Raw genomic sequence first — 23,553 nt, forward strand, 5'->3', positions numbered from 1 at the left:
CAGCGGCTAGAGTGGACGGTATGAGTTCGCCCGGATACCGACCCACTCCAGCCGCTGCCAGCCAGCTCAACCTGCGCGGCGCCGTCGACCTCTCGTCGTTGCGCCGGCCCGCCGCCCCACCCCAGTCCCCGCCCGCAGGCGCGGCTGCCGATTCCGGTACTCCGGAATCCGGCGGATCAGGCGGAGCTGAATCGGGACGTGCACCCCTTCGCGTGGACGCTACCGAAACCAATTTCCAGGATCTGGTGCAGTTGTCCGCCCAGATACCTGTCCTCTTCCTTCTCTGGTCACGCTATGCCGCCGAATCTCCGGCCGTCCTTGACGCTGCCCAGCGTGTCGTCGAAAGCTACAGCGGTCGATTGATTCTTGCTGCCGCTGACGTGGACGCGTTCCCTCAACTCGCACAGGCCTTCCAGGTCCAGGCCGTTCCCACGGCTGTCGCCGTGGTCAAGGGCCAGCCCGTGCCGCTCTTTCAGGGTCCTGCCGATGACGAGCAGATCCGTGGCCTCGTTGATGAACTGCTCAAGGTTGCGGCGGCCAATGGCGTCACCGGGAGCATCGGCGATGCTGCGCCGGAGGGCGAAGCGGAACCAGCACCGCTGCCTCCCCTCCACCAAGCAGCCATCGACGCGATCGAGGCCGGAGACTACGCGGGGGCAGCCGCGGCCTATAAGCAGGCACTACTGGAAATGCCTGCAGACGCCGATGCCAAAGCAGGTCTGGCGCAGGTGGAGCTGATGGCCCGACTTGAGAAGATGTCAGCTGCCGAAGCTGAAAACCTGCGGGAACTGGCCGCACAGGAGCCCGATAACGTGCAGGCCCAGTTGGGCGTGGCCGACCTCGACGTCTCCGGCGGGCACATCGAGGATGGATTCAACCGCATCATTGCATTCATCGGCCGGAATTTCGGTCCCGAGCGCGAGACCGCCCGTCTACGCCTGCTTGATCTTTTCGAGGTAGTGGGCACCTCGGATGAGCGGGTGGCCAAAGCCCGTCAAGGGCTTGCGAGGGTTCTTTTCTAGTGCCCTCGGCGCTGTTCACACCCCTGCAGCTCCGTTCGCTGGGCATTGCGCACCGTGGGTGGGTGTCACCCATGTGCCAGTACAGTTGCACCCCTGAAACCGGGGAAGGCGTACCCAACGACTGGCACTTGATGCACCTCGGATCCTTTGCCGCCGGTGGTGCTGCATTGATCCTGAGTGAAGCTGCTGCGGTGAATGCATCCGGCCGTATCAGCCCCAGGGATGCTGGAATGTACTCCGATGAGCAGGCAGCTGGCTGGGAGCGGATTGTGCATTTCGTTCACCGGCACGGCGCTGTCGACTGCAAGATCGGCGCCCAGCTGGCGCACGCCGGGCGTAAGGCGTCGACTTACTGGCCGTTTTCAGACCGGACCGGTTCCGTTCCAGCATCCGACGGCGGGTGGGTCACTTTTGGTCCTGCCCAGCAGCCCTACGACGGCTATGCAGCGCCCGAAGCCATGAGCGAAGAAGACATCCAGGGAGTCATTGCCGACTTTGCTGCCGCAGCTGAGCGGGCTGTGGCCGTAGGTTTCGACACCGTGGAGATCCACGGCGCCCATGGATACCTTCTGCACCAGTTCCAAAGCCCCCTTATCAACACACGAACGGACAGTTGGGGTGGAACGGAGGACGGGCGGAACCGGTTGATGCTGTCGGTGGTGGACGCCGTGAGGGAGGTCATTCCGGACTCCATGCCACTGTTGTTGCGGATCTCCGCAACTGATTGGGCTGAAGGGGGAGTGGATGTTGAGGCCTCTATCCGCCTCGCGAAGGCGGTGTCCGAACACGGAGTCGACCTCGTGGACGTCTCCAGCGGCGGGGCCGTCGCCCATCAGCACATCAGGCCCGCTCCCGGTTACCAAGCTGGATTCGCTGAACAAGTAAAACGCGACGCCGGTGTACTCACTGGTGCTGTGGGCCTTCTCACAAGTGCCACGCAGGCCGAGGATATCGTGGCGAATGGACGTGCGGATGCGGTCTTCATGGCCCGCGCTGCACTGCGGGATCCGCACTGGTGGCTCAGGGCCGCGTACGAGCTCGGACACGATATTTCCTGGGTTCCGCAGTACCAGAGGGCCATACCCCGCCACGGCTTCTAGCACCTCCCGGCACCACTGGAAGCCGGGGCTAGGCTGGTCTCATGACGGAACCGCGCCATGAGCCACTCCCCGAGCCATCCCACATTCGCCAGCCTGCACCGCAGCAATCTGCCGTTGAACCCGGGCTGTCAGCAGACCCGCACACGGACTTGCCAGTATCGGCCCTGTCCATCCGTGGTCTGGCCAAGCGGTTCGGTGGGAAGATCGCCGTCGATGGCGTCAGCCTTGAGGTTCCTGTTGGTTCGTTCTATGGAATGGTTGGCCCGAACGGTGCCGGCAAAACCACCACGTTGTCGATGGCCACAGGGCTGCTGCGGCCGGACTTTGGCACGGCGTTGGTCCACGGCGTGGATGTTTGGGCACGGCCGCTGGAGGCCAAGAAGCTTATGGGTGTGTTGCCGGACGGCGTCCGTTTGTTTGACCGGCTGACCGGGGAACAGCTGGTCACCTACGCGGGCCTGCTCCGCGGCATGGACCGGGACGTGGTTCGCCCGCGCGTATCTGAACTGTTGGCTGCCTTGGACCTGGAAGCCGATGCCGGATCCTTGGTGGTTGACTATTCGGCCGGTATGACCAAGAAGATTGCGTTGGCTTCGGCCTTGATCCATGCTCCCCGCCTGCTGGTATTGGACGAGCCCTTTGAATCGGTGGACCCGGTATCGGCAGCCAACATCAGGGGCATCCTTGAGAGCTACGTATCTTCCGGCGGTACGGTCATCGTCTCCAGCCACGTCATGGACCTCGTGCAGCGGATGTGCAGCCATGTGGCAGTTGTGGCAGCAGGACGCGTCCTCGCAGCGGGGTCCGTGGATGAAGTACGGAACGGTTCCACGCTGGAGGAACGGTTTGTGCAATTGGTAGGCGGCGGGCACCGGACGGAGGGGCTGGAGTGGTTGCGCACCTTCTAAGCCTTAAATGGCGGTTGCTCCTGAACGGCTTCATGCGCAGCCCGGCGCAGCTCATTGGCATGGGCATCGGGCTGTTGTATGCGCTGGGAATCATGGTCCTTTTGATTGGAGCCTTGATTGCCCTGCGTTGGGCGGACGCTGAAATCGCCCACACGGTGGTGGTATTGGGCGGGGCTGCAGCGCTGCTTGGCTGGGCAGTGGTTCCCCTTCTTGCATCCGCAGCTGACATGACGCTGGATCCCGCCCGGTTCACCACATCTGCGATCCCACCCCGCCAGCTTCTCACCGGCCTTGCCTTGGCAGGTTTCATTGGTATCCCGGGCCTCGCCACAGCCCTTACCGCGCTTGCCACTGTTGGTACGTGGTGGCGCAGTTTTCCAGCGGTGGCGGGTGCGTTGCTGGGCGCGTTTTTGGGGGCCTTGACCTGCATAGTGTTGTCAAAAGTAGTGACGACGGCGACTGCCGGACTGGCATCGTCCCGCCGCTTCAAGGACGTCAGCAGCCTCGTCTTTTTCATCCCGCTCATGCTGATGGGTCCCATCATCGTGGGTATCGTCGACGGAGTTCGTGGCACGGCGGATTATCTCCCTGCGCTTGCCCGTACAGTGTCCTGGACTCCTCTTGGCGCGGCCTGGTCCCTGGGCGGTGACCTTGAGGCTGGAGACGTTGTTTCCGCCGGACTGAAACTCCTCATTGCTGGGGCAACAGTTTCCGGATTGCTGCTGTGCTGGCACGCGTTGCTTCAACATGCTTTAGTGACGCCGCCGTACGCCGGAGGTTCGGCCAAGAAGGGCGGTAAGCGTGGCTTGTTCGATGTCCTGCCAGGTACACCGGCTGGCGCGGTTGCTGCCCGCGCCTTGATTTATTGGATGAAAGACCCCCGTTATGCGGGCTCGCTGGTGGTGGTTCCACTGTTTCCTGTGATCTTCTTCTTCAGCGGGAGCCAAAGCGGCGATTACGGCATGCTCATGCTTCTTGGGCCACTGACGGCGTTTGTGATGGCGTGGTCCATCTGCGCTGATGTTTCCTATGACAACACCGCTTTTGCCCTCCATCTGGCATCGGGTGTCAGGGGTGTGGATGACCGCCTGGGCCGTGCCATGGCGTGCTTGACCATTTCCCTGCCTCTTGTGCTTCTTTTTTCCATAGGTCCGTTTTTCTTTACTGGTTCCTGGGCATGGGCTCCGAACCTGATCGGCCTGTCGCTGGGCACTTTGTTCACTGGTTTGGGGTTGTCCTCGGTGATCTCCGCGCGATACAACATTGCCGTGCCCTTGCCCGGTGACAGCCCGTTCAAGAAGCCACCCGGAAACGTTGCCCAGACACTGGCCGTGCAGATGATAGGCATGGGTGTCCTGGTTCTTTTGCTCCTCCCGCAGCTTGCGCTGATGGGAGCCCAACTGTTTACCGGCAGCGTCGTCCCTGGCTGGATTAACCTTGTGGTGGGTCCACTTGTGGGAATGGTTCTGTTGGTTGCCGGGGTGCGCCTTGGCGGTAAATGGCTGGATGCGCGGGGCCCGGAGATGTTCGCCCAGCTCAGTGTGAACCGCTAGACACGTAACAACCATGGCAAGCTCATGGGACATGGGATAACCTCGTCTCAATATCGCGCGATTCCTACGTAAGAAAGGCAGTGACGATGGAAGTTGTCATTCTCCCTGGCACCAAGCAGATTGGCGCTCTGGCGGCAGATGCCATCGAAGCCCTGGTGCGCCGCAAGCCCAACACCGTTCTGGGTTTGGCCACGGGTTCGTCCCCGCTGCCGATCTACGATGAATTGGCCCGGCGTTACGAAGCCGGGAGCGTGGATTTCAGCGAGGCACACGGCTTTGCGCTGGACGAGTACGTCGGACTTGAGGCCGGTCACCCGGAGTCGTACCGCGAGGTGATCCGGCGCGAATTTACCAACCGGGTGAATATCAAGCCTGAGAATGTGCATGGGCCGGACGGTGCTGCCGAGGACCTCGAAGCAGCCTGCCAGGCCTACGAGGATGCAATTAAAGCCGCAGGCGGCGTGGACCTCCAGATCCTGGGCGTGGGCACTGACGGCCACATTGGATTCAATGAACCCGGTTCATCGCTGGCGTCCCGCACCCGGATCAAAACCCTGATCGAGCAGACCCGCAAGGACAACGCCCGCTTTTTCAACAGCATCGACGACGTCCCGCACCATGTGGTCACCCAGGGCTTGGGCACCATCATGGATGCCCGGCACGTCATCCTGGTGGCTACAGGTGCACAAAAAGCCCAGGCAGTGCGGGACTTCGTCGAAGGGCCGGTAGCCGCCATTTGCGCTGCATCCATCCTCCAGATGCATCCTCACGCCACAATTTTGGTGGACGAAGCCGCGGCGTCGTCGCTGAAGTTGGCCGATTACTACCGCCACACCTACGACAACAAGCCGGAGTGGCAGGGCCTGTAGACGGTAAGATGGATGCCATGACTACGCTTCCTCCGGATCCATTCGAAAACGACCCCATGCGCGAGCTTTCCGGAGCCGGAACGTCCACATCCACCATTGAGCGCGAGGAAACGCGCCAGGAAGTGGAGCCCGGCGACCGCGAGCGGTTCTCGCACTATGTTCGCAAGGAAAAGATCATGGAGTCGGCCATGACCGGCGAACCCGTCATTGCCCTTTGCGGCAAAGTCTGGACGCCGGGGCGCGATCCCCAGAAGTTCCCGGTCTGCCCGGAGTGCAAGGAGATCTATGAGGGTCTCCGCCCGGGCAAAGACGGTGGAGACAGCGGCCCGGGCAATTCCAAGTAGTGGGTGGGAAGAGAACACAGGTCCCTTCCGATCGTGACCGCACTGCGGTCCACTGCCGCGTGCCCGGAGAACCGGGGCTAATTTTCGCTGCCATCAGGCCGGGGGAGTCCGCATGACAGAAACATTATTTGGTGGTCCATCCCTGCCTCCGGCATACCCGGAACGCGCCGCCTGGGGTACAGCACCCAAGCTGCGCGCCTGGCAGCAGGAAGCCCTGGACCTCTATATGGCCAGACATCCAAAGGATTTCCTTGCAGTGGCTACACCTGGCGCTGGTAAAACCACCTTTGCCTTGCGGATTGCCACCACGCTGCTGGATAGCGGCGTTGTTAACAGGATCACCATCGTTGCCCCTACGGACCATCTGAAACGGCAGTGGGCTGACGCCGCTGCCCGGGTGGGCATTGCCATCGACCCCAACTTCAAGAATTCCGACGGCCAGCATGGCCGTGGGTTCGTTGGTGTCGCTGTGACATATGCCCAGGTGGCGAGCAAGCCGATGCTGCACCGTGCCAAAACAGAAGCCGCCCGGACACTGGTCATCCTGGACGAAATCCACCACGGTGGAGAGGCCCTGTCCTGGGGTGACGGCTTGCGCGAGGCCTTTGATCCAGCGGCAAGGCGCCTTTCCCTGACCGGTACGCCGTTCCGTTCCGATACCTCACCCATCCCGTTCGTGGAATACGCCGAGGACCGCGACGGTATTCGGCGCTCCAAAGCCGATTACACGTATGGCTACGGCAATGCCCTCCGGGACCACGTGGTGCGTCCCGTGCTTTTCATGGCTTACTCAGGCCAGATGCGCTGGAGGACCAGTGCAGGTGACGAAATGGCCGCCTCCCTCGGGGAAGCGGCTGTCACCAAGGACATTACCTCGCAAGCGTGGCGTACTGCGTTGAACCCGACGGGTGAATGGATCCCGGCTGTCCTTGCCGCCGCGGATAAACGCCTTGGCGAGGTTCGCCGGACCGTCCCGGACGCCGGTGGGCTGGTTATCGCCACGGATCACGACGACGCCCGCGCCTATGCGGGGCAGCTTAAGAAGATCACCGGGCAGTCGCCCACAGTGATTCTTTCGGACGACTCGAAGGCTTCCAGCAAGATCGAGGAGTTCTCCGCGGGAGACAAGCGGTGGATGGTCGCTGTCCGCATGGTGTCCGAAGGCGTGGACGTTCCGCGCCTCTCGGTGGGCGTCTACGCCACGTCCACCTCTACGCCGCTGTTTTTTGCCCAGGCCGTAGGCCGCTTTGTGCGTGCCCGCAAAAGGGGTGAGACGGCGTCGGTCTTCCTGCCGTCAGTACCACCCCTCATGGTGCTGGCCAACACGATGGAGGCCGAGCGCGACCACGCCCTTGACCGCCCGGAAAAGGATGAGGACGGACTTTTCAGCCCGGAAGAGAACCTCATGGCCGAGGCCAACCGCGAGGACAAGGCTTCGGACGAACTGACCAAGGGCAAGTTCGAGGCTCTGGACTCGCAGGCTTCCTTTGACCGCGTCCTTTTCGACGGCGGTGAATTCGGTACGGGAGCGGACATCGGCTCTGATGACGAGTTGGACTTCCTGGGCATTCCCGGGCTTCTCGACGCCGAGCAAGTAGGGACGTTGCTGCGTCAGCGGCAGCACGAACAGCAATCGCGCAAAAAACGTCAGTCGCCTTTGGCTGCCGCAGCTGCACCGGCCGTACCCGACCACCGCATGCTCATGGACTTACGCAACGAACTGGCCAAGAACGTAGCAGCCTGGTCCGCCCGGACAGGCACACCGCATGGAGTGGTGCACACCAAGCTGCGCGAACTATGCGGTGGACCTGCTGTAGCCCAGGCGAACGAGGAACAACTTCAGGCGCGCTTGCGTAAGTTGCAGGATTGGTTCATCGGCCGAAAGTAGCCGGGCTTAGTTGCGTTCAACCTCGACGCCGGCGGCCTCCATTTCGTCGAAGGTTTCAGTGAGGTCCTCGGCGATTCCGGCTGTGAGATCCGCGATGACCGTAGTGGTGTACCCGGCTTGGACAGCATCCAGGGCCGTTGCCTTGACGCAGTAGTCCGTCGCGATGCCCACGACCACCACTTCCTCGACGTCATGGCTTTGCAACCAGTCATCGAGCCCGATTGCATCTTCATCCAGGACCTCGGCCTGGGCGGTGCCGGCCTTGAGGTCCCCGGAAGGAACATCATCCTCCGGGGCAAGGACGCCCTCAAAGCCGGAGTAAGCCGCTGTGTACTGTCCTTTACGGAAGTAAGCCTGGATGTATTCCGGGTCCAGGTCCTCGTGGAGTTCAGCTCCTTTGGTCCGGGCCCGGCAATGCGGCGGCCAGGAATCCACCATGTCCGGCTCATCGGAGAAATGGCTTCCCGGTTCGATGTGCCAATCCTGGGTGGCCACGATGTGGTCGAAATGCTGTTGGTTTGCATCCACGTACTCGGTGATGGCGCCGGCAACTGCAGCGCCTCCTTCGACTGCGAGGCTGCCGCCTTCGCAGAAGTCGTTCTGGACATCGACGATAATCAGGGCCCTGGACATCAGTTCTCCTCGTAGATGGTGGGGATGGCGGCTTCGCCGCGCTGCAGGCGGTTCACTACGGCAGGCAGTTCGGCCATGGTGGCGGCATGCCGTTCTTTGGCGCGGACCACGCCTTCGGGGCCCGTCCAGCCGGGCAGGAGTTCACCATTCTTGATGAATTGGTGCAACAACGAACGGTCGTTTCCGTCGTCCTCCGGCCGGCGACCTATTCCAACGATCTCCTGCGTAGCCCTTCCATGTTCGTTGAGCTTGCGCAGGGCGTACTTGCGTCCCCCGACGCTGGCCTTGTTCTTGGCCGCTTTAGCAACGGAGATGAACTCGCCGGCGTCGTTTGTCCTGCTCACCAGCTTGTACACCATGCTGGCGGTCGGAGCGCCGGAGCCCGTCACCAAGGACGTGCCAACCCCGTAGGAGTCCACTGGGGCGGACTGGAGGGCGGCGATGGCGAATTCATCGAGGTCGGAGGTCACCACGATCCGGGTGTTCACGTTTCCAAGGTCGTCCAACAGTTGGCGGACCCATTGCGCCTGGGCAATCAGGTCGCCCGAGTCCAGGCGGACGGCGCCAAGTTTGTCCCCTGCGAGTTCGACGGCGGTGCGCACCGCTGTTTCGACGTCGTACGTGTCCACCAGCAGCGAGGTTCCCGGGCCGAATGCCGCGATCTGGGCTTCGAAGGCCTCGCGTTCGGTGTCATGCAGGAGGGTGAAGGAGTGCGCGGCAGTACCAACGGTCTTGATGCCGTAGCGCCGCCCGGCCTCAAGGTTGGAGGTGCTGGCGAAGCCGGCGATTACTGCGGCGCGGGCAGCCGCCGTCGCGGATTCTTCCTGGGTGCGCCGGGAACCCATTTCGATGCATGGCCGGTTACCGGCCGCCGACGTCATCCTTGACGCGGCAGAAGCGATGGCGCTGTCGTGGTTCAGGACGGAGAGGATGTAGGTCTCCAGAATGCAGGCTTCGGCAAACGTCGATTCGACGATGAGGATGGGGGAGTTGGGGAAGTAGGCGTCGCCTTCCGCGTAACCCCAAATGTCTCCATTGAATTTGTAGTTGGCCAGGTAGTCCAGTGTCTCCTGGTTGACCACCTTGTTCCGCTCAAGGAATGCGAGCTCGGCTTCGCCGAAGCTGAAGTCGGCGATTCCTTCCAGGAGGCGTCCGGTTCCGCCCACCACGCCATACCGGCGGCCGTCAGGCAGACGCCGGGCGAAGGCTTCAAACACTGAGCGGCGATGCGCAGCCCCGGAGTGCAGGGCGGCCTGGAGCATCGTCAACTCGTAGTGGTCGGTGTACAAGGAAGTGGCGGGATGGTCCCAGGACGCGGCTCTACTCACGAATTCACTCTAGTGCGAGCCGCCATAGAATGGACAGATGACCCCTAGCGTTGCATTTGGCACGGACATCGATGAGCGGACGAAAGCTGTAGAGCAGACGTCCACCGATGTCCTGACTGCCCCGGACATCCCCTGGAATTTGGTGATCTGGAATGATCCCGTCAACCTCATGAGTTACGTCAGCTATGTGTTCCAGAGTTACTTCGGCTACTCCGAGTCCAAGGCACACAAGCTCATGATGGAGGTCCACAAGAAGGGCCGATCCATCGTGGCGCACGGCAGCAAGGAACAGGTTGAGCAGCACGCAGTAGCCATGCACGGCTTTGGCCTGTGGGCCACTGTGGAGAAGGCCGCAAGCGGAAACGAAGCACCCGGGAAGGGCGGCCGCCAGCGTGGCTAAGGCATTCAAATACGGGCTCAAGGGAATCACCGGCTACCTGGAGCCTGCCGAACGGGATCTTTTACGGGGGCTGCTGGACGACGTCATCTCGATGCTGGAGTCCGACGCCAGGGAGAACGAGGACCCGCTGGCCGCCTTGATCGGCTTGGACATGGACGTGAAGCAACCGAGCGATCGCGCCTTGCTGCGGCTTCTGCCAAACGTCATGAAGGACGACGACGGCGGCTCGCTGGAGTTCCGGCAATTGACCGAACGCTCGGTGCGGGAAAACAAGATTGGCGCCTTGAAGGCTACGGCGATGGGCCTGGACAAGGACGATCTTGTGCTGACCCCGGAGGACGCAACGCGCTGGTCCATGGCCCTGAATGATGTTCGCCTGGTTTTGGCTGAACGCCTGGACATCCGTGACGAGGCGGACGCCGAGCACATCCACAGCATGCAGGACTGGAGCCAGGCGGAGGACGTGGAGAGTTACCTGGCATTGGTCTACAACTTCACCACCTGGCTTCAGGAGTCGCTGGTGCAATCGATGATGGCGGCCAGGCAGGCAAAATCCTGATCGCGGAGGCCATCGCCGGGCCCGCCTGTGTGACACATCAGACACGAGGCGGAGGCCACAGGTAATGGCCGCAACACAGGGGAAGCCTTATTCTCGAATAATCATGACTTCAGCATCTGGCAGTTCAACGGGCGGCAGTTCAAAGGGCGACAGTTCAACAGGCGCCGGATCACCAAGCGCTACAGGGGCCCCGGTTGTGGCCTCGCCCGGTGACTTGGGGGTCTCCAATGAGCTTATGGGATCCCGCCCGATTGGTGTCTTTGATTCCGGCGTTGGTGGGTTGACGGTAGCTCGCTCCATCATCGATCAGCTCCCCAACGAATCGATCCTGTACGTGGGGGATACGGCCAATGGACCCTATGGGCCGTTGCCCATCGCCGAAGTCAGGGCCAACGCCCTGGGCGTGATGGACGAGTTGGTGGATTCCGGCGTGAAGCTTCTGACCATTGCCTGTAACTCTGCTTCGGCCGCAGTTCTCCGGGATGCGCGTGAACGCTATACGGCGCGTTACGGGATCCCTGTTATTGAGGTCATTCAACCCGCTGTGCGCAGGGCTGTCGCGGCCACCCGTTCCGGCAGGATCGGCGTTATTGGGACATCAGCCACAGTAGGTTCGCGTGCCTATGAGGACACGTTCGCGGCAGCCCCGGATCTTGCCATCACCTCCGTGGCTTGCCCCGCCTTCGTGAACTTCGTTGAAGCCGGCATCACCACAGGCCCGGATCTCCTGGCAGCCGCCAATGAGTATCTGGAGCCACTGAAACACGCTGGTGTGGACACCGTGGTGCTCGGGTGCACGCACTACCCTCTGTTGACCGGAGTGATCTCGTTCGTCATGGGGGAGGACGTGACCCTGGTATCCAGCGCGGAGGAAACTGCCAAGGACGTCTACCGTGCCTTGGCCACTCACGGTATCCAGCGAACCGACACAAGTGCCCCCAGCCATGAGTTCATCGCAACGGGCGATGCCGTTCAATTTGAAACACTCGCCCGCCGCTTCCTGGGCCCCGAGGTCCTGTCCGTCAAACACGTTGACCACGTGGCTGCCCAATATCCCACCGGCAGCCTGGCGCGCATCACCCCGGAAATGTTGGAAGCAGCACGGGGAGGGGCTGGACTGTCCCGCCGCTCCTACTTCGTACAACCGGACAACGGACCCAGCCCCGCTTCCAGTGCTGTCCCAGGACGTGGCCTGTGAAACTGACCATCGTGGGCTGTACTGGTTCTTTTCCCGGTCCCGGCTCGCCGGCGTCGTGCTATCTGGTGACTGCGCACGACGGTGAGCGGGAATGGAAGATCGTGATGGATCTCGGGAGCGGGGCGTTGGGTGCCATCCAGCGTTACACGGATCTTGAGGACATCGACGCCATATTCCTCACGCACCTGCACCCGGACCATTGCATGGACCTGTGCGGCCTCCACGTAGCAGTCCGGTGGAAGCCCGGCGGTTGGGGCCGGGACCGGATTCCCGTGTGGGGGCCGGCAGCAACCGCGGACAGGATGGCAACAGCCTATGGGCTGGACCTGGATCCGGGCATGCATGAGGAGTTCGACTTTACTCATTGGGCCGAACAGAAGCCTGTCACCGTTGGCCCCTTCACGGTGACGCCCTACGGCGTCAACCATCCCGTGGAAGAAGCCTACGCATTGCGAGTCACGGCAACGGAACCAGGCAAGGATGGAACGCCCATAACTCGGGTACTGACATATTCGGGGGACACCGACTCGTGCCAGGGACTGGAGGAAGCAGCCAGTGGCGCTGACTTGTTCCTGTGCGAGGCCGCGTTCGAGGAAGGCCGCGACGACGCCATCAAGAACGTGCACCTGACGGGCAAGCGCGCTGGGGAAGCCGCCATGAACGCCGGAGCCAAGCGCCTGCTTCTGACTCATATTCCGGTGTGGACTTCGCAGACCAAGGTAATGTCCGAGGCCAAACCGGTGTTTTCCGGGGACGTTGCTGTTGCAGTTGCCGGGGTCCACTACACAATCTAGGTGGCATCGAGATGGTGACGCGCTCGCCTGACCCACTGTACGGCGTCGGGCGTTGTCCCATCCTCGCTAAGCTTGAAGCATGACTTCTGAAGCTACAGCCACACCCGTTATCCGTGCCGACGGCCGGACTCCCGATCAACTGCGTCCCATCAGCATCACCCGCGGCTGGTCCAAGCAGGCTGAGGGCTCGGCGCTCATCGAGTTCGGCAACACCCGGGTATTGTGCACGGCTTCCCTGACCGAAGGCGTTCCCCGCTGGCTCAAAGGCGAGGGTCGTGGCTGGGTTACTGCCGAATACGCGATGCTTCCCCGGGCTACGAACACCCGATCCGACCGTGAGTCCGTGAAGGGCAAGATCGGCGGACGCACGCACGAGATCTCCCGCCTTATCGGACGTTCGCTGCGCTCGATCATTGATACCAAAGCGCTGGGTGAAAACACGATCGTCCTTGACTGCGATGTCCTGCAGGCCGACGGCGGCACCCGCACCGCCGCCATCACAGGTGCCTATGTGGCGCTTGCCGAGGCGATCCGCTTTGCCCGCGAAAACAAGCTGATCGCCCGTAATGCCCAGCCGCTGGTGGACACGATTGCTGCCGTTTCGGTGGGCATCATCGATGGCGTGCCCATGCTTGACCTTCCGTACGTCGAGGACGTACGCGCTGAAACCGACATGAACGTGGTGGTCACCGGATCCGGCAAGTTTGTGGAGGTCCAGGGCACGGCGGAAGGCGCCCCGTTCGACCGCGATGAACTCAACGCCTTGCTGGACCTCGCCCTGATCGGCACGGGCCAGCTGGCGGCTATCCAGCGTGAGACGCTGGCGGAAGCTCCGTGAGCAGCGACGGCGCCGCGGTTGCCGGTGCATCCAGTGCAGATCCAGCCGGTGCAGATCCAGCCAACGCAGATTCAGCCAGTGCTCCGCGGCTTGTCCTCGCAACCCACAACCAGGGAAAGCTGAAGGAACTCCGCGAGCTGCTGCGCGGTCAGGTTCCAAGGCTCGACGTCGATACCCAGGTGGTGGATGCAGCTGCCGTTGGTGCGCCGGACGTTGCGGAAACCGGGGTCACCTTTGCTGAGAACTCACTCCTGAAGGCGCGTGCCGTGGCTGAGGCAACGGGTTTGGTGGCCATCGCCGACGACTCGGGCCTGGCCGTTGATGTCCTGGGCGGTGCTCCCGGCATCTTCTCCGCCAGGTGGTCCGGAAAGCACGGGGACGACGCAGCGAACCTGCGATTGCTGCTCGCCCAGCTCTCCGATGTGCCTGACGCCTTCCGCGGGGCAGCTTTTGTCTGCGCGGCCGCCTTGGCAGTGCCCGGAGCAGATGGCATCACCCACGAAACGGTTGAGTACGGGCAGCTCGAAGGTACGCTGTTGCGCGAGCCACGGGGCGAGCGTGGGTTCGGGTATGACCCCGTGCTCCAGCCGGTGGGAATGGACCGCAGCTGCGCCGAGCTGACATCCGAGGAAAAGAACGCCATCAGCCATCGAGGCCAGGCATTCCGGGCTTTGCTCCCCGCGATCGTTGCTGCACTCTCGGGTGTTCATTCCAGTTAGAAGTACAACGAAGAAAGGCACCCCGCCTTGCGCGGGGTGCCTTCTCCTGTATGGCATCAAGTGCGGGAGGCTTACTTCTCGCGGTGCTTTCCGCCTTCGTGCTCCTCGATGAATTCCTCCACGGGGTTGCTGCCTTCCTTGGCAGCCTTACGCTTGGCCACGATGCCGCGGGTTACCTCGATGATGATGGGAATGACCGAGATCAGGACAATGACGATGAAGATGATGTCCAGGTTGCTGCTGACCCACGGAACGCGGTCACCCAGAAGGTATCCAAGCAAGGTGACGCCGCCGCCCCAGAATGTGGCGCCGATGACGTTGAAGAGGAAGAACTTGCGTTTGTCCATCTGGGCCACGCCGACAATCACCGGAACGAAGGTACGGATGATGGGGACAAAGCGGGCAAGGATCAGGGCCTTGCCGCCGTGCTTTTCAAAGAAGGCGTGGGCGCTTTCGACATTTTCTTTCTTGAACAGCCTGGAGTCCGGGCGGTTGAAGATCGCAGGGCCGGCCTTTGAGCCAATGAGGTAGCCGGTTTGGTTGCCAATGATCGCAGAAACGATGATGAGGGCCGCCAAAGCCCAGATGTTGAACTTGATGGTGTCTGTAGCTACAAGAAGGCCAGCGGTAAACAGCATGGAATCGCCGGGCAGGAAGAAGCCCACCAGCAGGCCGGTTTCGGCAAAGACAATGCCGCAAACCAGCAGCACGACCCACGGCGCCAAGGCTGGATCAGCCAGGAAGACCTGGGGGTTCAGCCAGTCGGGCAGGAACGAGGCCATGGGTGGACGCACCGGTCCTGCGCCTCCGAAAGTGGATACGGCTAAATCGCTCATCGCAGTAAAGATCACCTATCAAGCCTACTGGACGGCCGTCGTCGGGCAGTCTCCTGTGTCCGCTGATACCAGCGGCATTCCCCGTGCGCAAGCAGATGGGCGAGTGCGAAACACCACGACGTAATGCTCGCCACAAGGGGCCCGGAAACGCCGCCCCGCCGCGGAAATCGGCAAGAGCGCACCCTTTGCGCCTGTAACCTTGTCCAGTGGCATTGGACTTTACGGCGATCGACTTTGAAACAGCCAACGGCTTCAGGGGGTCGCCGTGTTCGGTTGGCCTCAGCAAAGTCCGTGGCGGCGTGGTGGTGGAAGAAGCCTCCTGGCTCATGCGGCCGCCGGAGAACCATGACCACTTCGAGTTTCACAACACCCGCATCCACGGCATCCGTGCCGAAGATGTTGCCGGCCGTCCCAGGTTCGGGGACCTCTTCCCTGAAATTGGCGCCTTCATCGGCAACGATGTTCTTGTGGCACACAACGCAGCCTTTGATCTCGGCGTTATCCGATCCGGCTTGGAGGTTTCCGGGCTTGCGGGCCCAGCTTACGCATACGTCTGCACCGTGATGCTGTCCCGCCGCTGCTACTCCTTGGTATCCAACTCCCTGCCGTATGCAGCGGAGGAAGCTGGAGTACCCCTGGTCAACCACCACGATGCCGCCGAGGACGCACGCGCCTGTGCAGGAATCCTGGTGGACATCGCCCGTCGGAACAACGCCAACAGCATCGCCGAACTCTATCTTTCGCTGGGTCTCACGTTGCCCAGGCAACCTGCCTTCGATCCCATGAATGGCCTCTCCAAGCCCACCCTTGCCGCTCTCGCAGGCAAGGCTCTCGCAGGCACGGGACTCGCGGGTAAGAAGGCAACTAGCCCTGCGGAGCAAAACCTGGAAGGCGCCCTGAACGGTTCGGGTCGTCCGTTCTCGGCGTGGCCCGAGGAAGGCCCTAATCCTCTGCCGAATCCCACAGCCGAACCGGGGCATCCATTGTTCGGCCAGACGGTGGTCTTCACGGGCGACCTCATCATGACCCGTCCCGAGGCTAAGTCACGTGCCGCAGAGATGGGTGCAAGGCCTGAAAGCAGGGTGACCGCACGCACTACTGTCCTTGTGGTGGGCGACGGGTTCGTGGCCGGAGACCTGCGCGCTGGACGGCTTACAGGAAAGGCGAAGCGGGTTTTGGAACTCCACGCGAAAGGTCAGCAGATCGAGGTTGTCTCGGAAGGGGAATTCCTGCAAATGGTGGGCGGGAACTAGCGCGCCTGAGTGGGCGGCAGATCAGCCTGTAGTGACAGCGAGTAGCCGGTCCGCCATGCCACGAATGACCTCCGTGCCTTCCAGCGCCCCGAGCCATTGGCCAGGAAGGCATGCTTCGCCGTAGTAGGCGCCCAGGATGTTTCCCGCGATGGAACCAGTGGAATCGCTGTCCCCACTGTGGTTGATGGCCACCGCGACAGCCTTGCGGAAATGCTCCGTCGGCTCACTCCCTTGCGTGGACAGGACGGCATAAAGCCCGACGGCGAGTGCCTCCTCCGCCACCCAGCCCTCACCCAGAGTGGTTACCAGCTTTTCAGGACTGAGGGGAGTGGGCTCCAATGACAACCTCAATGCCGTTTCCAAACGCTCAGGGAGTTCGGGGGCTTTGGTGGGCACGCCGCTCACGTAATCCAGGGCGGCCGTAGCTGCCGTGTGGATGTCGCTGCCAGCCACAATATTGTGGATCAATAAGCTGAAGGCAGCAGCGCTCAACCGCGCTGATGGGTGTCCATGCGTCAACGATGCAGCATCTGAACTGAGTTTGTAGACGGCTTCACGGGAGATATGGGGCACGAGTCCAAAGGGTGCTGAACGCATGACAGTGCCGCAACCCTTGGAATCGGGATTGACTGGCCTGGCTACTGTGCCCATGTCTCCTGAGGCCAATCCGCTGAGGCACGTGTTTCCCGGGGCCCGACGATGGCGCAGGACTTCCTGGCCATCAATCCACCGCGGTTGTGGAACGGGAGCGGAAGGGGAAACGGCGACGTCCTGGGTTGCGAGCCAGCGAAGGTAGGCCAGCCAAAGGCAGGCGATCTCGTCGGCCGCGACACCGTCATTGGCCCATTCGAGGGCGTCCACCAGCCCATCCACTGTGTACAGCGTCATTTGCGTGTCGTCCGAAAACTGGCCGACGGCGTCGAGCTGGTCAAAGGACGTGAGCCCGGCGGAACCGTAACGGGCACGAATTGCATCAAGCCGGTCGAACTCCACTGCGTAGCCAAGGGAGTCACCCAACGCCCCTCCCAGCAGCGTCCCGTGGACTCGGGATTCAAACGACGGGGCGGCGGGGGAGGACGCTTCAAAACTCATGCAATCAACTTACCGCGCCCTGCTATGTAACTGTTGGGGTCCGTAACTGATGTGCGTAGGCACCGGATGGCGAACGCAACCGATGTGAACGGCCGCTGATATGGTGGGGAGGCTGCCCAGCACTAGGAAAACTTGGAGAGACGACGTGCGTGAACCGGCTTGGCGACGAACAGGCAAGACACCTGACTACAGGTTCTCCTTGGCGAACGAACGCACCTTCCTTGCCTGGATCCGTACTTCTTTGGCATTGCTGGCAGGGTCTATTGCCATTGATCAGTTGGCGCCGAACATTGCCCCGCAGCCTGTAAGGATCGTCCTCTGTGTCCTCCTGTCCCTTATCGGAGCAGGCCTGGCTGCGCTGTCCTACCGCAGGTGGGGGCAGATGGAAGCTGCCATGCGCAACGACGAAGCCTTGCCGTTCTCCTGGGTCATGCTGCTCATGACGATCGTGGTGGCCGTGGCGGCATGCGCTTTCGCCGTGTTGATTTTGGTGGCGCGATGACCAGGCTTGCGCGATGAGCAGGCGGGCGAGTTGACCATGGACGTCCGTGATCCTGGCCTTCAGCCTGAACGGACCACATTGGCTTGGCGGCGCACCCTCATTTCGCTCGTGGTGGTGGACCTGTTCATCTGGCGCAGTTGGCTTACCTCCGAGCCCTCCACCGGCCGTGTGATTGCGGGCCTTCCGGGGCTGGATTATCAAGGAATCTGCGCCCTCATGGCTGCTGCCGCCACCATTGTCCTGGCTTGTGTCGTGTGGGTCCGCTCACGGCAGCTTCATGCTGGAAACGAAGCAGCTTCGGCACGACTCATCTTTGTCAGCACCCTTGCCGTGATAGGGCTGGGCGGAACGGCGATCGCCGCCATCGCCTTGGGCGGCTAAGCTCGGATCGGGAGTTAGCAGGGACTCAGCAACTGTTCAGACTCAACTGGCAGGATGCTCAAGGGCCGTCCCAAAACCAATCGTAAGGAACCATTCGACATGACCTCTCCTGTGCAAACCACGACCGACCACGAACCGGGGCTGTTCGCGCGGCTGTCGGCTGAAGCCGTCGGTTCGATGTTTGTAGTGCTCGTGGCCGTGGGTGTGTCGATCTTCTCGAACCCTTCCTCAGCGCCCCTACCCGCAGCCCTTGCGACCGGCCTGACAGTGACAGTTGCCATGCTTGCGTTCGGTCATGTTTCCGGCGGTCACTTCAATCCAATAATCACGCTGGGCAACTTGATTGCCGGCCGTATCCGCGCGGTGGCGGCTGTTGCCTACCTTGCGGCTCAAATCATCGGCAGCGTGATCGGCGCAGCTCTGGCCTACGTAGTGGTTCTCACGGTTCCGGTCTTGACGGATGCGCGGGCCGCCTTCGGCTCTGTGGCAGCGGGTTATGGCGAGCATGCTGCTGCCCAAACCCAGATGGCAGGGGTCTTGATCGTTGAGGTTGTTGGCTCCGCCTTGCTGGTTGCGGTATTCCTTGGAGCGACTGCCGGACGCCGTGCCTTTCCTGCCGTGGCTCCCTTTGCTGTAGGCCTTTGCGTCGCCGTGTTGCTGCAGTTTGGCCAGGTCCTTGGCAACCTTCCGTTTAATCCCGCACGCGCAACTGCGCTGGCTTTCTTCAGCCCTTCCTGGGCCTTGGGCGGATTGTGGCTCTTCTGGGTTGCTCCACTCATGGGGGCCGCACTGGCCGGACTGGCCTTCCGTGGATTTGGCTACGCCTCCGCTGACACCAGCATTGGAGATGATGTGACGTTGGAGCCGGTCCCAAGCCGCCGGGACCAGCACCTCGAGGTGGATGACACTGATGATTTCCAGGCAGAGGCAGAGGCAGAGGCAGAGGAAGTGGAGACCGGCACCGTTCGGAAAGAAGCTGCCGCAGATGACGCACGCGACTTCTTTGACGGAAAGAAGGGCTAGCAGCCGGACAGGATCGACGCCGGACGGCCTGTCTGCGCTTTTTTGTCGGTGCCCCCAGTTAGCTTGAAAATATGCGGTTACTCCATACCTCCGATTGGCATCTCGGCCGGTCATTCCACGGCGTTGGCATGCTTGAAGCCCAGCGCGGTTTCGTGGACCAGCTCGTGTCCTTCGTAGAAGCGAAGTCTGTAGACGTAGTCCTCATCGCGGGTGACGTCTATGATCGCGCCCTGCCTGGACTCGATGTCGTCAAACTTCTCGACGACGCCTTGGTCCGTATTACCCAAGCCGGGGCCACCGTAGTGCTCACCAGCGGCAACCACGATTCCGCCATTCGGCTGGGATTCGCGTCCCGCTTGCTCGAACGTGGCGGCGTTCACCTCAGGACAAGGGTGGAGGACCTGGACGTTCCCGTGCTCGTTCCCTTCGGAAAAGATGGGGAGGGCAGCGCCACACTTGCGATCTATGGGATTCCCTACTTGGAACCGCGGCTTGTCGCGGAGCGGCTGGAAGTGGAGACCGCGAGTCATTACGAGGTCACCCGTGAAGCGACCGATCGGATTCGACGCGACCTCCAGGGCCGCCGTGCATCAGGCGCAGTGCATCCGGTGGTCCTTGCACACACTTTTGCCAGTGGAGGTATCACTTCTGACAGTGAACGGGACTTGAGCATCGGAGGGTTGGGCGCAGTGCCCCTGGATCTCTTCGAGGATTTTGTATACACGGCACTTGGTCACTTGCACGGCCGGCAGGAACTTGCCCCGAATGTCCGCTACTCCGGCTCCCCACTGGCTTATTCGTTCTCCGAAGCCAAACATTGCAAGGGCGGTTGGTTGGTTGATGTCGATGCCGATGGAAGCATCGGTGTCCAGGAAGTTCTTTGGGAAGCTGCCAGGAGCCTGGCCGTGTTGAGAGGCAAGCTGAAGGATCTTGTTGAATCGGGCGAGCACGCCTGGGCTGAAGCTGCCTATTGCCAAATCACCCTCACGGATGCCGAGCGGCCCGCCCAGGCTATGGAGCAACTCCGAACCCGCTTTCCTGACACCTTGGTCCTGTCCTTCGACCCCGAGGGTGCTGGGACCAAAGACAAGGTCAGTTACAGCAGCAGGCTCGCTGCCGCCCAGGACGATCTCGAGGTCTGCTGCGGATTCCTGGAACACGTTCGGGATCGCAGTCCCGGAGCTGCGGAAGAGGCTGCCCTGCGCGCCGCCCTCGAGGCCGTGCGCCTGGAGGAGGCTGAACTGTGAGGATCCATCGACTCGAAATTGAGGCTTTCGGGCCTTTTGCCACTGCGCAGCACATTGATTTTGATCAACTCAGTGCACAGGGGTTGTTTCTGCTCAACGGCGCCACCGGGGCTGGCAAGACCAGCATCCTCGACGCCATCTGTTTCGCCCTCTATGGCTCCGTTCCGGGTGCACGCCAGGAAGGTAAGCGCCTCCGCAGCGATCATGCGGTGCCAGGTGCCGAACCGCGTGTGGTGTGCGAATTTTCGGCCCGGGGCAGGCGCTTTGAAGTCAGCCGTTCCCCTGCATGGGAACGCCCCAGCGCCCGCGGTCGGAACGGCTTCACTACCCAACAAGCCAAGACACTGCTCCGCGAGTGGGTTTCGGGGGTCTGGGAGGAAAAATCTTCACGCAATGACGAAGTCGGCGCCGAGCTCTCCGAGCTTTTGGGTATGGACCGGGACCAGTTCACGCGCGTTGTGATGCTTCCCCAAGGTGACTTTGCCGCGTTTCTGTGCTCCAAAGCCAATGATCGGCTCGAGCTCCTCCAAAAACTCTTTGGGACGCAGCGATTCGAGTCCGTGGAGAAGCAAATTGCGCGGCAGGCGGCCGAAGCTTCGCGCGCTGTGCAGGACAATGCTGCTGAACTGAAGATGCTGCTTGGCAGGGCAGCCGCGGAACGGGAGCAGCTTGGCCTTTCCGATGCGCTGGCAAATGTAGAGACAGCTGTCGAGGCGCCTGAGGCATGGCTCGCGGCCTTGGAGATGGAGTTGCTGGAAGAAGGTGGGCGACGTAAAGACGAGGCTACCGCAGCTGATGCCCGAGCCATACGGCTTGCGGAACAACTTCAGGAGGACCAGGAGAAGGCCCAACGGCATGCCAGGCTTGCTGCTGGCATGCAGCGGCGGGTCCTGCATGAACTAGCTGCTGCGCGGGCACTGGAAAACAAGGAAAAGCTCGGAGGACATCGCCGTGCGGCCGTCCTTGGGGGACAACTGGACGCCTTGGACGCCACGGAGCGTAAGTACCGGTCTGCCTTGGCGGATAGAGACAGATCCCGGGAGCAGCTTGAATCCCAGGGCCTGGACGCGGCACATCCTGTTGCTGCGCTGGAGACAGTAAAGACCACCCTTGCCGTCCTGGAAGCCCGCCTTCCAGATGAGCGGCGCATGGAGGACGTGGCCACCCGACTTGCAGCCAAACGAAAAGAGCACTCCAGCCATCTGGCGGCCGCCGAAGCAGCAGCAGAATCCCTGCAACGCCTTCGAGCCGAGGAATCAGCGGTGAAGGCCGGGATGGAAGACCTGGAACCCTCAGCTGCCCGCGTCGATGACATGGAACGGGAGGCAGCCGCTGCGGCTGAACTAGTGTCGGTTGTGTCCCGTCATGAAGCTGCCGCCGCCGAGTCGAAGGATCTCACTGAGCGCCACGCCCGTGCTCGCAACAAAATGCAGGACCTCAGGCAAGCGTGGCTTGATGTGAGGGAGGCACGCTTGGCCAATGCGGCCGGAGAGCTCGCGGCAGCCCTCGTGCCTGGGCAGCCCTGCGCCGTTTGTGGCAGCAACGAGCACCCAAATCCCGCCGCCGCAGCTCGTTCGGCACTTTCCATCGCCCAGGAAGAGGAAGAAGCCAGCAAACTATTTGAGGCCAGCGAGAAGGCGCTGGGACGGATCGCGGAAGAGGTATCTAGAGCCGCACAGTTGCTGGCAGGCCTGGCTGCCCAGGGTGGCTCCGCAGATCCAGAAGAATGCGCCGCCCGCTTGCTCGCATCCGAAGCTGCGGCGATCGAAGCCCGAAAGGCCTCTGGCGCGTTGGATAAGCTCCGCAAACGGCATGAGGATCTCAACAAACGCATTACCCTCCTGCAGGAGGATCATACCGGGTCAACGAATGCCGCCTTGCAAGCGAGCTCTGCTGTCGAGTTACTCCAGGAGCAGTACCTTTCGCTTGAAGACGAGCTTGCCGGCCTGAGGCAGGGCTTCGCCAGCCTTCGTGAGCGGGCAGAAGCTCTCACGTCCCAGCGTTTGCTGCTTCAGGCTGCTGTGGATGCCGCGAACGAACTCGAACGTGCCGGGGCTGCGCGCCTGGAGGCGCTCGCTGCGCTGGAAAGGGCACTGCCCGGGTCCGGTTTTTCATCAGTCGAGGATGTGCGTCGCCAGCTCATGTCGCCCGCGGATGTTGTGGTATTGGAGAAAGCCCTCGCGGATTTCGAGGCCGAAGCTGCCCGACTGGATGAACTGTTTGCCGGCGAGGAACTCGTCATGGCAGCGAAGGAAGTCAGCATCGGCGAACTTCCCCTTCCGGAGGACGAAATCAGGGTCGCCAAGACTGAGGCTGCCCACGCCATGGAAGCAGCCAAGGCATTGGCGCTTTCCGCGGGGCTCGCGAGCAAAGCTGTCCGGTCTCTGCAGAAGATCCGCGCTGAGTATCAAAACCTTGCCGAGGCAGGAAGGGAACCGCGCGAGTATGCCAACGTTTTGTGTGGGCTGGCGGACACGCTTCGTGGAGCAGGCGATAACAACTACCGCATGAGCTTGAACAGCTATGTCCTGGCTGCTCGGCTGGAGCAAGTGGCCATCGCAGCTTCGGAGAGGCTCGTCGCCATGAGCGATGGTCGCTACACCTTGCAACACACTGACGCCCGGGCTGCACGCAACCAGAAATCCGGTCTCGGACTGGAAGTGGTGGATGAATGGACGGGCCAGCGCCGTGACACGTCCACGCTCTCCGGCGGAGAGTCCTTCATGGCCTCCTTGTCATTGGCCCTTGGCCTGGCTGATGTTGTACAGCAGGAGGCCGGTGGAGTGGACATTGAAACGCTCTTTGTCGATGAAGGGTTTGGAAGCCTGGACGAGCAAGCCTTGGAACAGGTGATGGATGCCTTGGAGGGTTTGCGCGACGGCGGCAGGGTTGTCGGGCTGGTCAGCCACGTGGCAGAAATGAAGCAGCGCATCAGCAGCCAGTTGCACGTGGTCAAAGGCCGCCATGGTTCCACGGTGGTTATTGCCGAAGCAATGCCTGCCTGAGACCGCATCCGATAGACTTGATCTGTTACACCGGGTCGCGCGCATCGGGAGGAGGGACGAT

General features: G+C 61.8%; 24 protein-coding genes. 20 read left to right on the top strand and 4 right to left on the bottom strand.

Annotation, left to right across the window (positions count from 1 at the left end; translation table 11 throughout):
* The first annotated feature begins 20 nt into the window (after positions 1–20).
* The 7 genes from AB4Z15_RS09635 (at position 21) to AB4Z15_RS09665 (ending at position 7,684) form a co-directional block, all read left to right on the top strand.
* Positions 21–1,022, top strand: a complete 1,002-nt coding sequence (locus AB4Z15_RS09635) for a co-chaperone YbbN (protein WP_442017085.1) — start codon at positions 21–23, stop codon at positions 1,020–1,022.
* Entirely contained in the window at positions 1,022–2,122 is a 1,101-nt protein-coding gene (locus tag AB4Z15_RS09640; protein WP_442017086.1) for an NADH:flavin oxidoreductase/NADH oxidase, read from the top strand. The genes AB4Z15_RS09635 and AB4Z15_RS09640 overlap by 1 nt, the downstream gene beginning before the upstream one ends.
* A gap of 41 nt (positions 2,123–2,163) precedes the next feature.
* Positions 2,164–3,030, top strand: a complete 867-nt coding sequence (locus AB4Z15_RS09645; protein ID WP_442017087.1) for an ABC transporter ATP-binding protein — start codon at positions 2,164–2,166, stop codon at positions 3,028–3,030.
* On the top strand, positions 3,012–4,583 hold the full coding sequence (locus AB4Z15_RS09650; RefSeq protein ID WP_442017088.1) for a transporter: 1,572 nt from the start codon (positions 3,012–3,014) through the stop codon (positions 4,581–4,583). Before AB4Z15_RS09645 ends, AB4Z15_RS09650 begins: the two co-directional genes overlap by 19 nt.
* An 86-nt stretch (positions 4,584–4,669) precedes the next feature.
* Positions 4,670–5,452: a glucosamine-6-phosphate deaminase gene (nagB, locus tag AB4Z15_RS09655; protein WP_442017089.1), complete on the top strand. Its 783-nt coding sequence runs from the start codon at positions 4,670–4,672 to the stop codon at positions 5,450–5,452.
* 8 nt (positions 5,453–5,460) lie between these two features.
* Positions 5,461–5,796 carry a DUF3039 domain-containing protein gene (locus AB4Z15_RS09660; protein ID WP_431120260.1) on the top strand — a complete coding sequence of 112 codons (336 nt, stop codon included), beginning with the start codon at positions 5,461–5,463 and terminating at the stop codon, positions 5,794–5,796.
* Positions 5,797–5,908: 112 nt separating this feature from the next.
* Positions 5,909–7,684 carry a DEAD/DEAH box helicase gene (locus tag AB4Z15_RS09665; protein ID WP_442017090.1) on the top strand — a complete coding sequence of 592 codons (1,776 nt, stop codon included), beginning with the start codon at positions 5,909–5,911 and terminating at the stop codon, positions 7,682–7,684.
* 6 nt (positions 7,685–7,690) lie between these two features.
* On the opposite strand, the gene AB4Z15_RS09670 is transcribed toward AB4Z15_RS09665, so the two are convergent.
* On the bottom strand, positions 7,691–8,317 hold the full coding sequence (locus AB4Z15_RS09670; RefSeq protein WP_442017091.1) for an isochorismatase family protein: 627 nt from the start codon (positions 8,315–8,317) through the stop codon (positions 7,691–7,693).
* Positions 8,317–9,645, bottom strand: a complete 1,329-nt coding sequence (locus AB4Z15_RS09675; RefSeq protein ID WP_442017092.1) for a nicotinate phosphoribosyltransferase — start codon at positions 9,643–9,645, stop codon at positions 8,317–8,319. Before AB4Z15_RS09675 ends, AB4Z15_RS09670 begins: the two co-directional genes overlap by 1 nt.
* 37 nt (positions 9,646–9,682) lie before the next feature.
* On the opposite strand from AB4Z15_RS09675, the gene clpS reads away from it, so the two are divergent.
* The 6 genes from clpS (at position 9,683) to rdgB (ending at position 14,153) form a co-directional block, all read left to right on the top strand.
* Complete coding sequence (clpS, locus tag AB4Z15_RS09680) at positions 9,683–10,045, top strand: ATP-dependent Clp protease adapter ClpS (RefSeq protein ID WP_442003868.1); 363 nt, start codon at positions 9,683–9,685, stop codon at positions 10,043–10,045.
* The gene (locus AB4Z15_RS09685) at positions 10,038–10,604 is read left to right on the top strand and encodes a DUF2017 domain-containing protein (RefSeq protein WP_442003869.1); all 567 of its coding nucleotides are present in this window, start codon (positions 10,038–10,040) and stop codon (positions 10,602–10,604) included. The genes clpS and AB4Z15_RS09685 overlap by 8 nt, the downstream gene beginning before the upstream one ends.
* A 64-nt stretch (positions 10,605–10,668) precedes the next feature.
* The gene (gene murI, locus AB4Z15_RS09690) at positions 10,669–11,802 is read left to right on the top strand and encodes a glutamate racemase (protein WP_442017093.1); all 1,134 of its coding nucleotides are present in this window, start codon (positions 10,669–10,671) and stop codon (positions 11,800–11,802) included.
* On the top strand, positions 11,799–12,596 hold the full coding sequence (locus AB4Z15_RS09695; protein ID WP_442017094.1) for an MBL fold metallo-hydrolase: 798 nt from the start codon (positions 11,799–11,801) through the stop codon (positions 12,594–12,596). The genes murI and AB4Z15_RS09695 overlap by 4 nt, the downstream gene beginning before the upstream one ends.
* A 79-nt stretch (positions 12,597–12,675) precedes the next feature.
* Positions 12,676–13,434 (top strand): ribonuclease PH, encoded by a 759-nt coding sequence (rph, locus tag AB4Z15_RS09700; RefSeq protein ID WP_442003872.1) that lies wholly within the window; start codon positions 12,676–12,678, stop codon positions 13,432–13,434.
* Entirely contained in the window at positions 13,431–14,153 is a 723-nt protein-coding gene (rdgB, locus tag AB4Z15_RS09705; RefSeq protein WP_442017095.1) for an RdgB/HAM1 family non-canonical purine NTP pyrophosphatase, read from the top strand. Before rph ends, rdgB begins: the two co-directional genes overlap by 4 nt.
* Before the next feature lie 71 nt (positions 14,154–14,224).
* On the opposite strand, the gene AB4Z15_RS09710 is transcribed toward rdgB, so the two are convergent.
* A complete protein-coding gene (locus AB4Z15_RS09710; protein WP_442017096.1) occupies positions 14,225–14,989 on the bottom strand; it encodes a DedA family protein in 765 nt (254 codons plus the stop codon).
* Between AB4Z15_RS09710 and AB4Z15_RS09715 the strand changes: the two genes are divergently transcribed.
* A complete protein-coding gene (locus tag AB4Z15_RS09715; RefSeq protein WP_442017180.1) occupies positions 14,934–15,113 on the top strand; it encodes a hypothetical protein in 180 nt (59 codons plus the stop codon). The genes AB4Z15_RS09710 and AB4Z15_RS09715 overlap by 56 nt on opposite strands.
* 82 nt (positions 15,114–15,195) lie before the next feature.
* Positions 15,196–16,242, top strand: a complete 1,047-nt coding sequence (locus AB4Z15_RS09720; protein ID WP_442017097.1) for an exonuclease domain-containing protein — start codon at positions 15,196–15,198, stop codon at positions 16,240–16,242.
* 21 nt (positions 16,243–16,263) lie between these two features.
* On the opposite strand, the gene AB4Z15_RS09725 is transcribed toward AB4Z15_RS09720, so the two are convergent.
* Positions 16,264–17,334, bottom strand: coding sequence for an ADP-ribosylglycohydrolase family protein (locus AB4Z15_RS09725; protein WP_442017098.1), 1,071 nt, complete (start codon positions 17,332–17,334; stop codon positions 16,264–16,266).
* A 145-nt stretch (positions 17,335–17,479) separates the two neighbouring features.
* On the opposite strand from AB4Z15_RS09725, the gene AB4Z15_RS09730 reads away from it, so the two are divergent.
* The 5 genes from AB4Z15_RS09730 (at position 17,480) to AB4Z15_RS09750 (ending at position 23,492) form a co-directional block, all read left to right on the top strand.
* Positions 17,480–17,836, top strand: coding sequence for a YidH family protein (locus AB4Z15_RS09730; RefSeq protein WP_442003876.1), 357 nt, complete (start codon positions 17,480–17,482; stop codon positions 17,834–17,836).
* A 6-nt stretch (positions 17,837–17,842) separates the two neighbouring features.
* Complete coding sequence (locus tag AB4Z15_RS09735; RefSeq protein WP_442003877.1) at positions 17,843–18,217, top strand: DUF202 domain-containing protein; 375 nt, start codon at positions 17,843–17,845, stop codon at positions 18,215–18,217.
* A gap of 99 nt (positions 18,218–18,316) precedes the next feature.
* Positions 18,317–19,240, top strand: coding sequence for an MIP/aquaporin family protein (locus AB4Z15_RS09740; RefSeq protein WP_442017099.1), 924 nt, complete (start codon positions 18,317–18,319; stop codon positions 19,238–19,240).
* A gap of 71 nt (positions 19,241–19,311) precedes the next feature.
* A complete protein-coding gene (locus tag AB4Z15_RS09745) occupies positions 19,312–20,487 on the top strand; it encodes an exonuclease SbcCD subunit D (RefSeq protein WP_442017100.1) in 1,176 nt (391 codons plus the stop codon).
* Positions 20,484–23,492, top strand: coding sequence for an AAA family ATPase (locus tag AB4Z15_RS09750; RefSeq protein WP_442017101.1), 3,009 nt, complete (start codon positions 20,484–20,486; stop codon positions 23,490–23,492). The genes AB4Z15_RS09745 and AB4Z15_RS09750 overlap by 4 nt, the downstream gene beginning before the upstream one ends.
* Positions 23,493–23,553 lie beyond the last annotated feature (61 nt).

Source organism: Paenarthrobacter sp. 2TAF44, from assembly GCF_052114885.1.
Taxonomy (GTDB): domain Bacteria; phylum Actinomycetota; class Actinomycetes; order Actinomycetales; family Micrococcaceae; genus Arthrobacter.

What these genes read in the sequence shown, in the direction of transcription:
- AB4Z15_RS09645 (WP_442017087.1), top strand. Translation starts at nt 2,164, where the DNA reads ATGACGGAACCGCGCCATGAGCCACTCCCCGAGCCATCCCACATTCGC.
- AB4Z15_RS09660 (WP_431120260.1), top strand. Translation starts at nt 5,461, where the DNA reads ATGGATGCCATGACTACGCTTCCTCCGGATCCATTCGAAAACGACCCC.
- AB4Z15_RS09665 (WP_442017090.1), top strand. Translation starts at nt 5,909, where the DNA reads ATGACAGAAACATTATTTGGTGGTCCATCCCTGCCTCCGGCATACCCG.
- nagB (WP_442017089.1), top strand. Translation starts at nt 4,670, where the DNA reads ATGGAAGTTGTCATTCTCCCTGGCACCAAGCAGATTGGCGCTCTGGCG.
- AB4Z15_RS09745 (WP_442017100.1), top strand. Translation starts at nt 19,312, where the DNA reads ATGCGGTTACTCCATACCTCCGATTGGCATCTCGGCCGGTCATTCCAC.
- rph (WP_442003872.1), top strand. Translation starts at nt 12,676, where the DNA reads ATGACTTCTGAAGCTACAGCCACACCCGTTATCCGTGCCGACGGCCGG.
- AB4Z15_RS09740 (WP_442017099.1), top strand. Translation starts at nt 18,317, where the DNA reads ATGACCTCTCCTGTGCAAACCACGACCGACCACGAACCGGGGCTGTTC.
- murI (WP_442017093.1), top strand. Translation starts at nt 10,669, where the DNA reads ATGGCCGCAACACAGGGGAAGCCTTATTCTCGAATAATCATGACTTCA.
- clpS (WP_442003868.1), top strand. Translation starts at nt 9,683, where the DNA reads ATGACCCCTAGCGTTGCATTTGGCACGGACATCGATGAGCGGACGAAA.
- AB4Z15_RS09670 (WP_442017091.1), bottom strand. Translation starts at nt 8,317, where the DNA reads ATGTCCAGGGCCCTGATTATCGTCGATGTCCAGAACGACTTCTGCGAA.
- AB4Z15_RS09710 (WP_442017096.1), bottom strand. Translation starts at nt 14,989, where the DNA reads ATGAGCGATTTAGCCGTATCCACTTTCGGAGGCGCAGGACCGGTGCGT.
- AB4Z15_RS09635 (WP_442017085.1), top strand. Translation starts at nt 21, where the DNA reads ATGAGTTCGCCCGGATACCGACCCACTCCAGCCGCTGCCAGCCAGCTC.
- AB4Z15_RS09715 (WP_442017180.1), top strand. Translation starts at nt 14,934, where the DNA reads ATGGGTGGACGCACCGGTCCTGCGCCTCCGAAAGTGGATACGGCTAAA.
- AB4Z15_RS09725 (WP_442017098.1), bottom strand. Translation starts at nt 17,334, where the DNA reads ATGAGTTTTGAAGCGTCCTCCCCCGCCGCCCCGTCGTTTGAATCCCGA.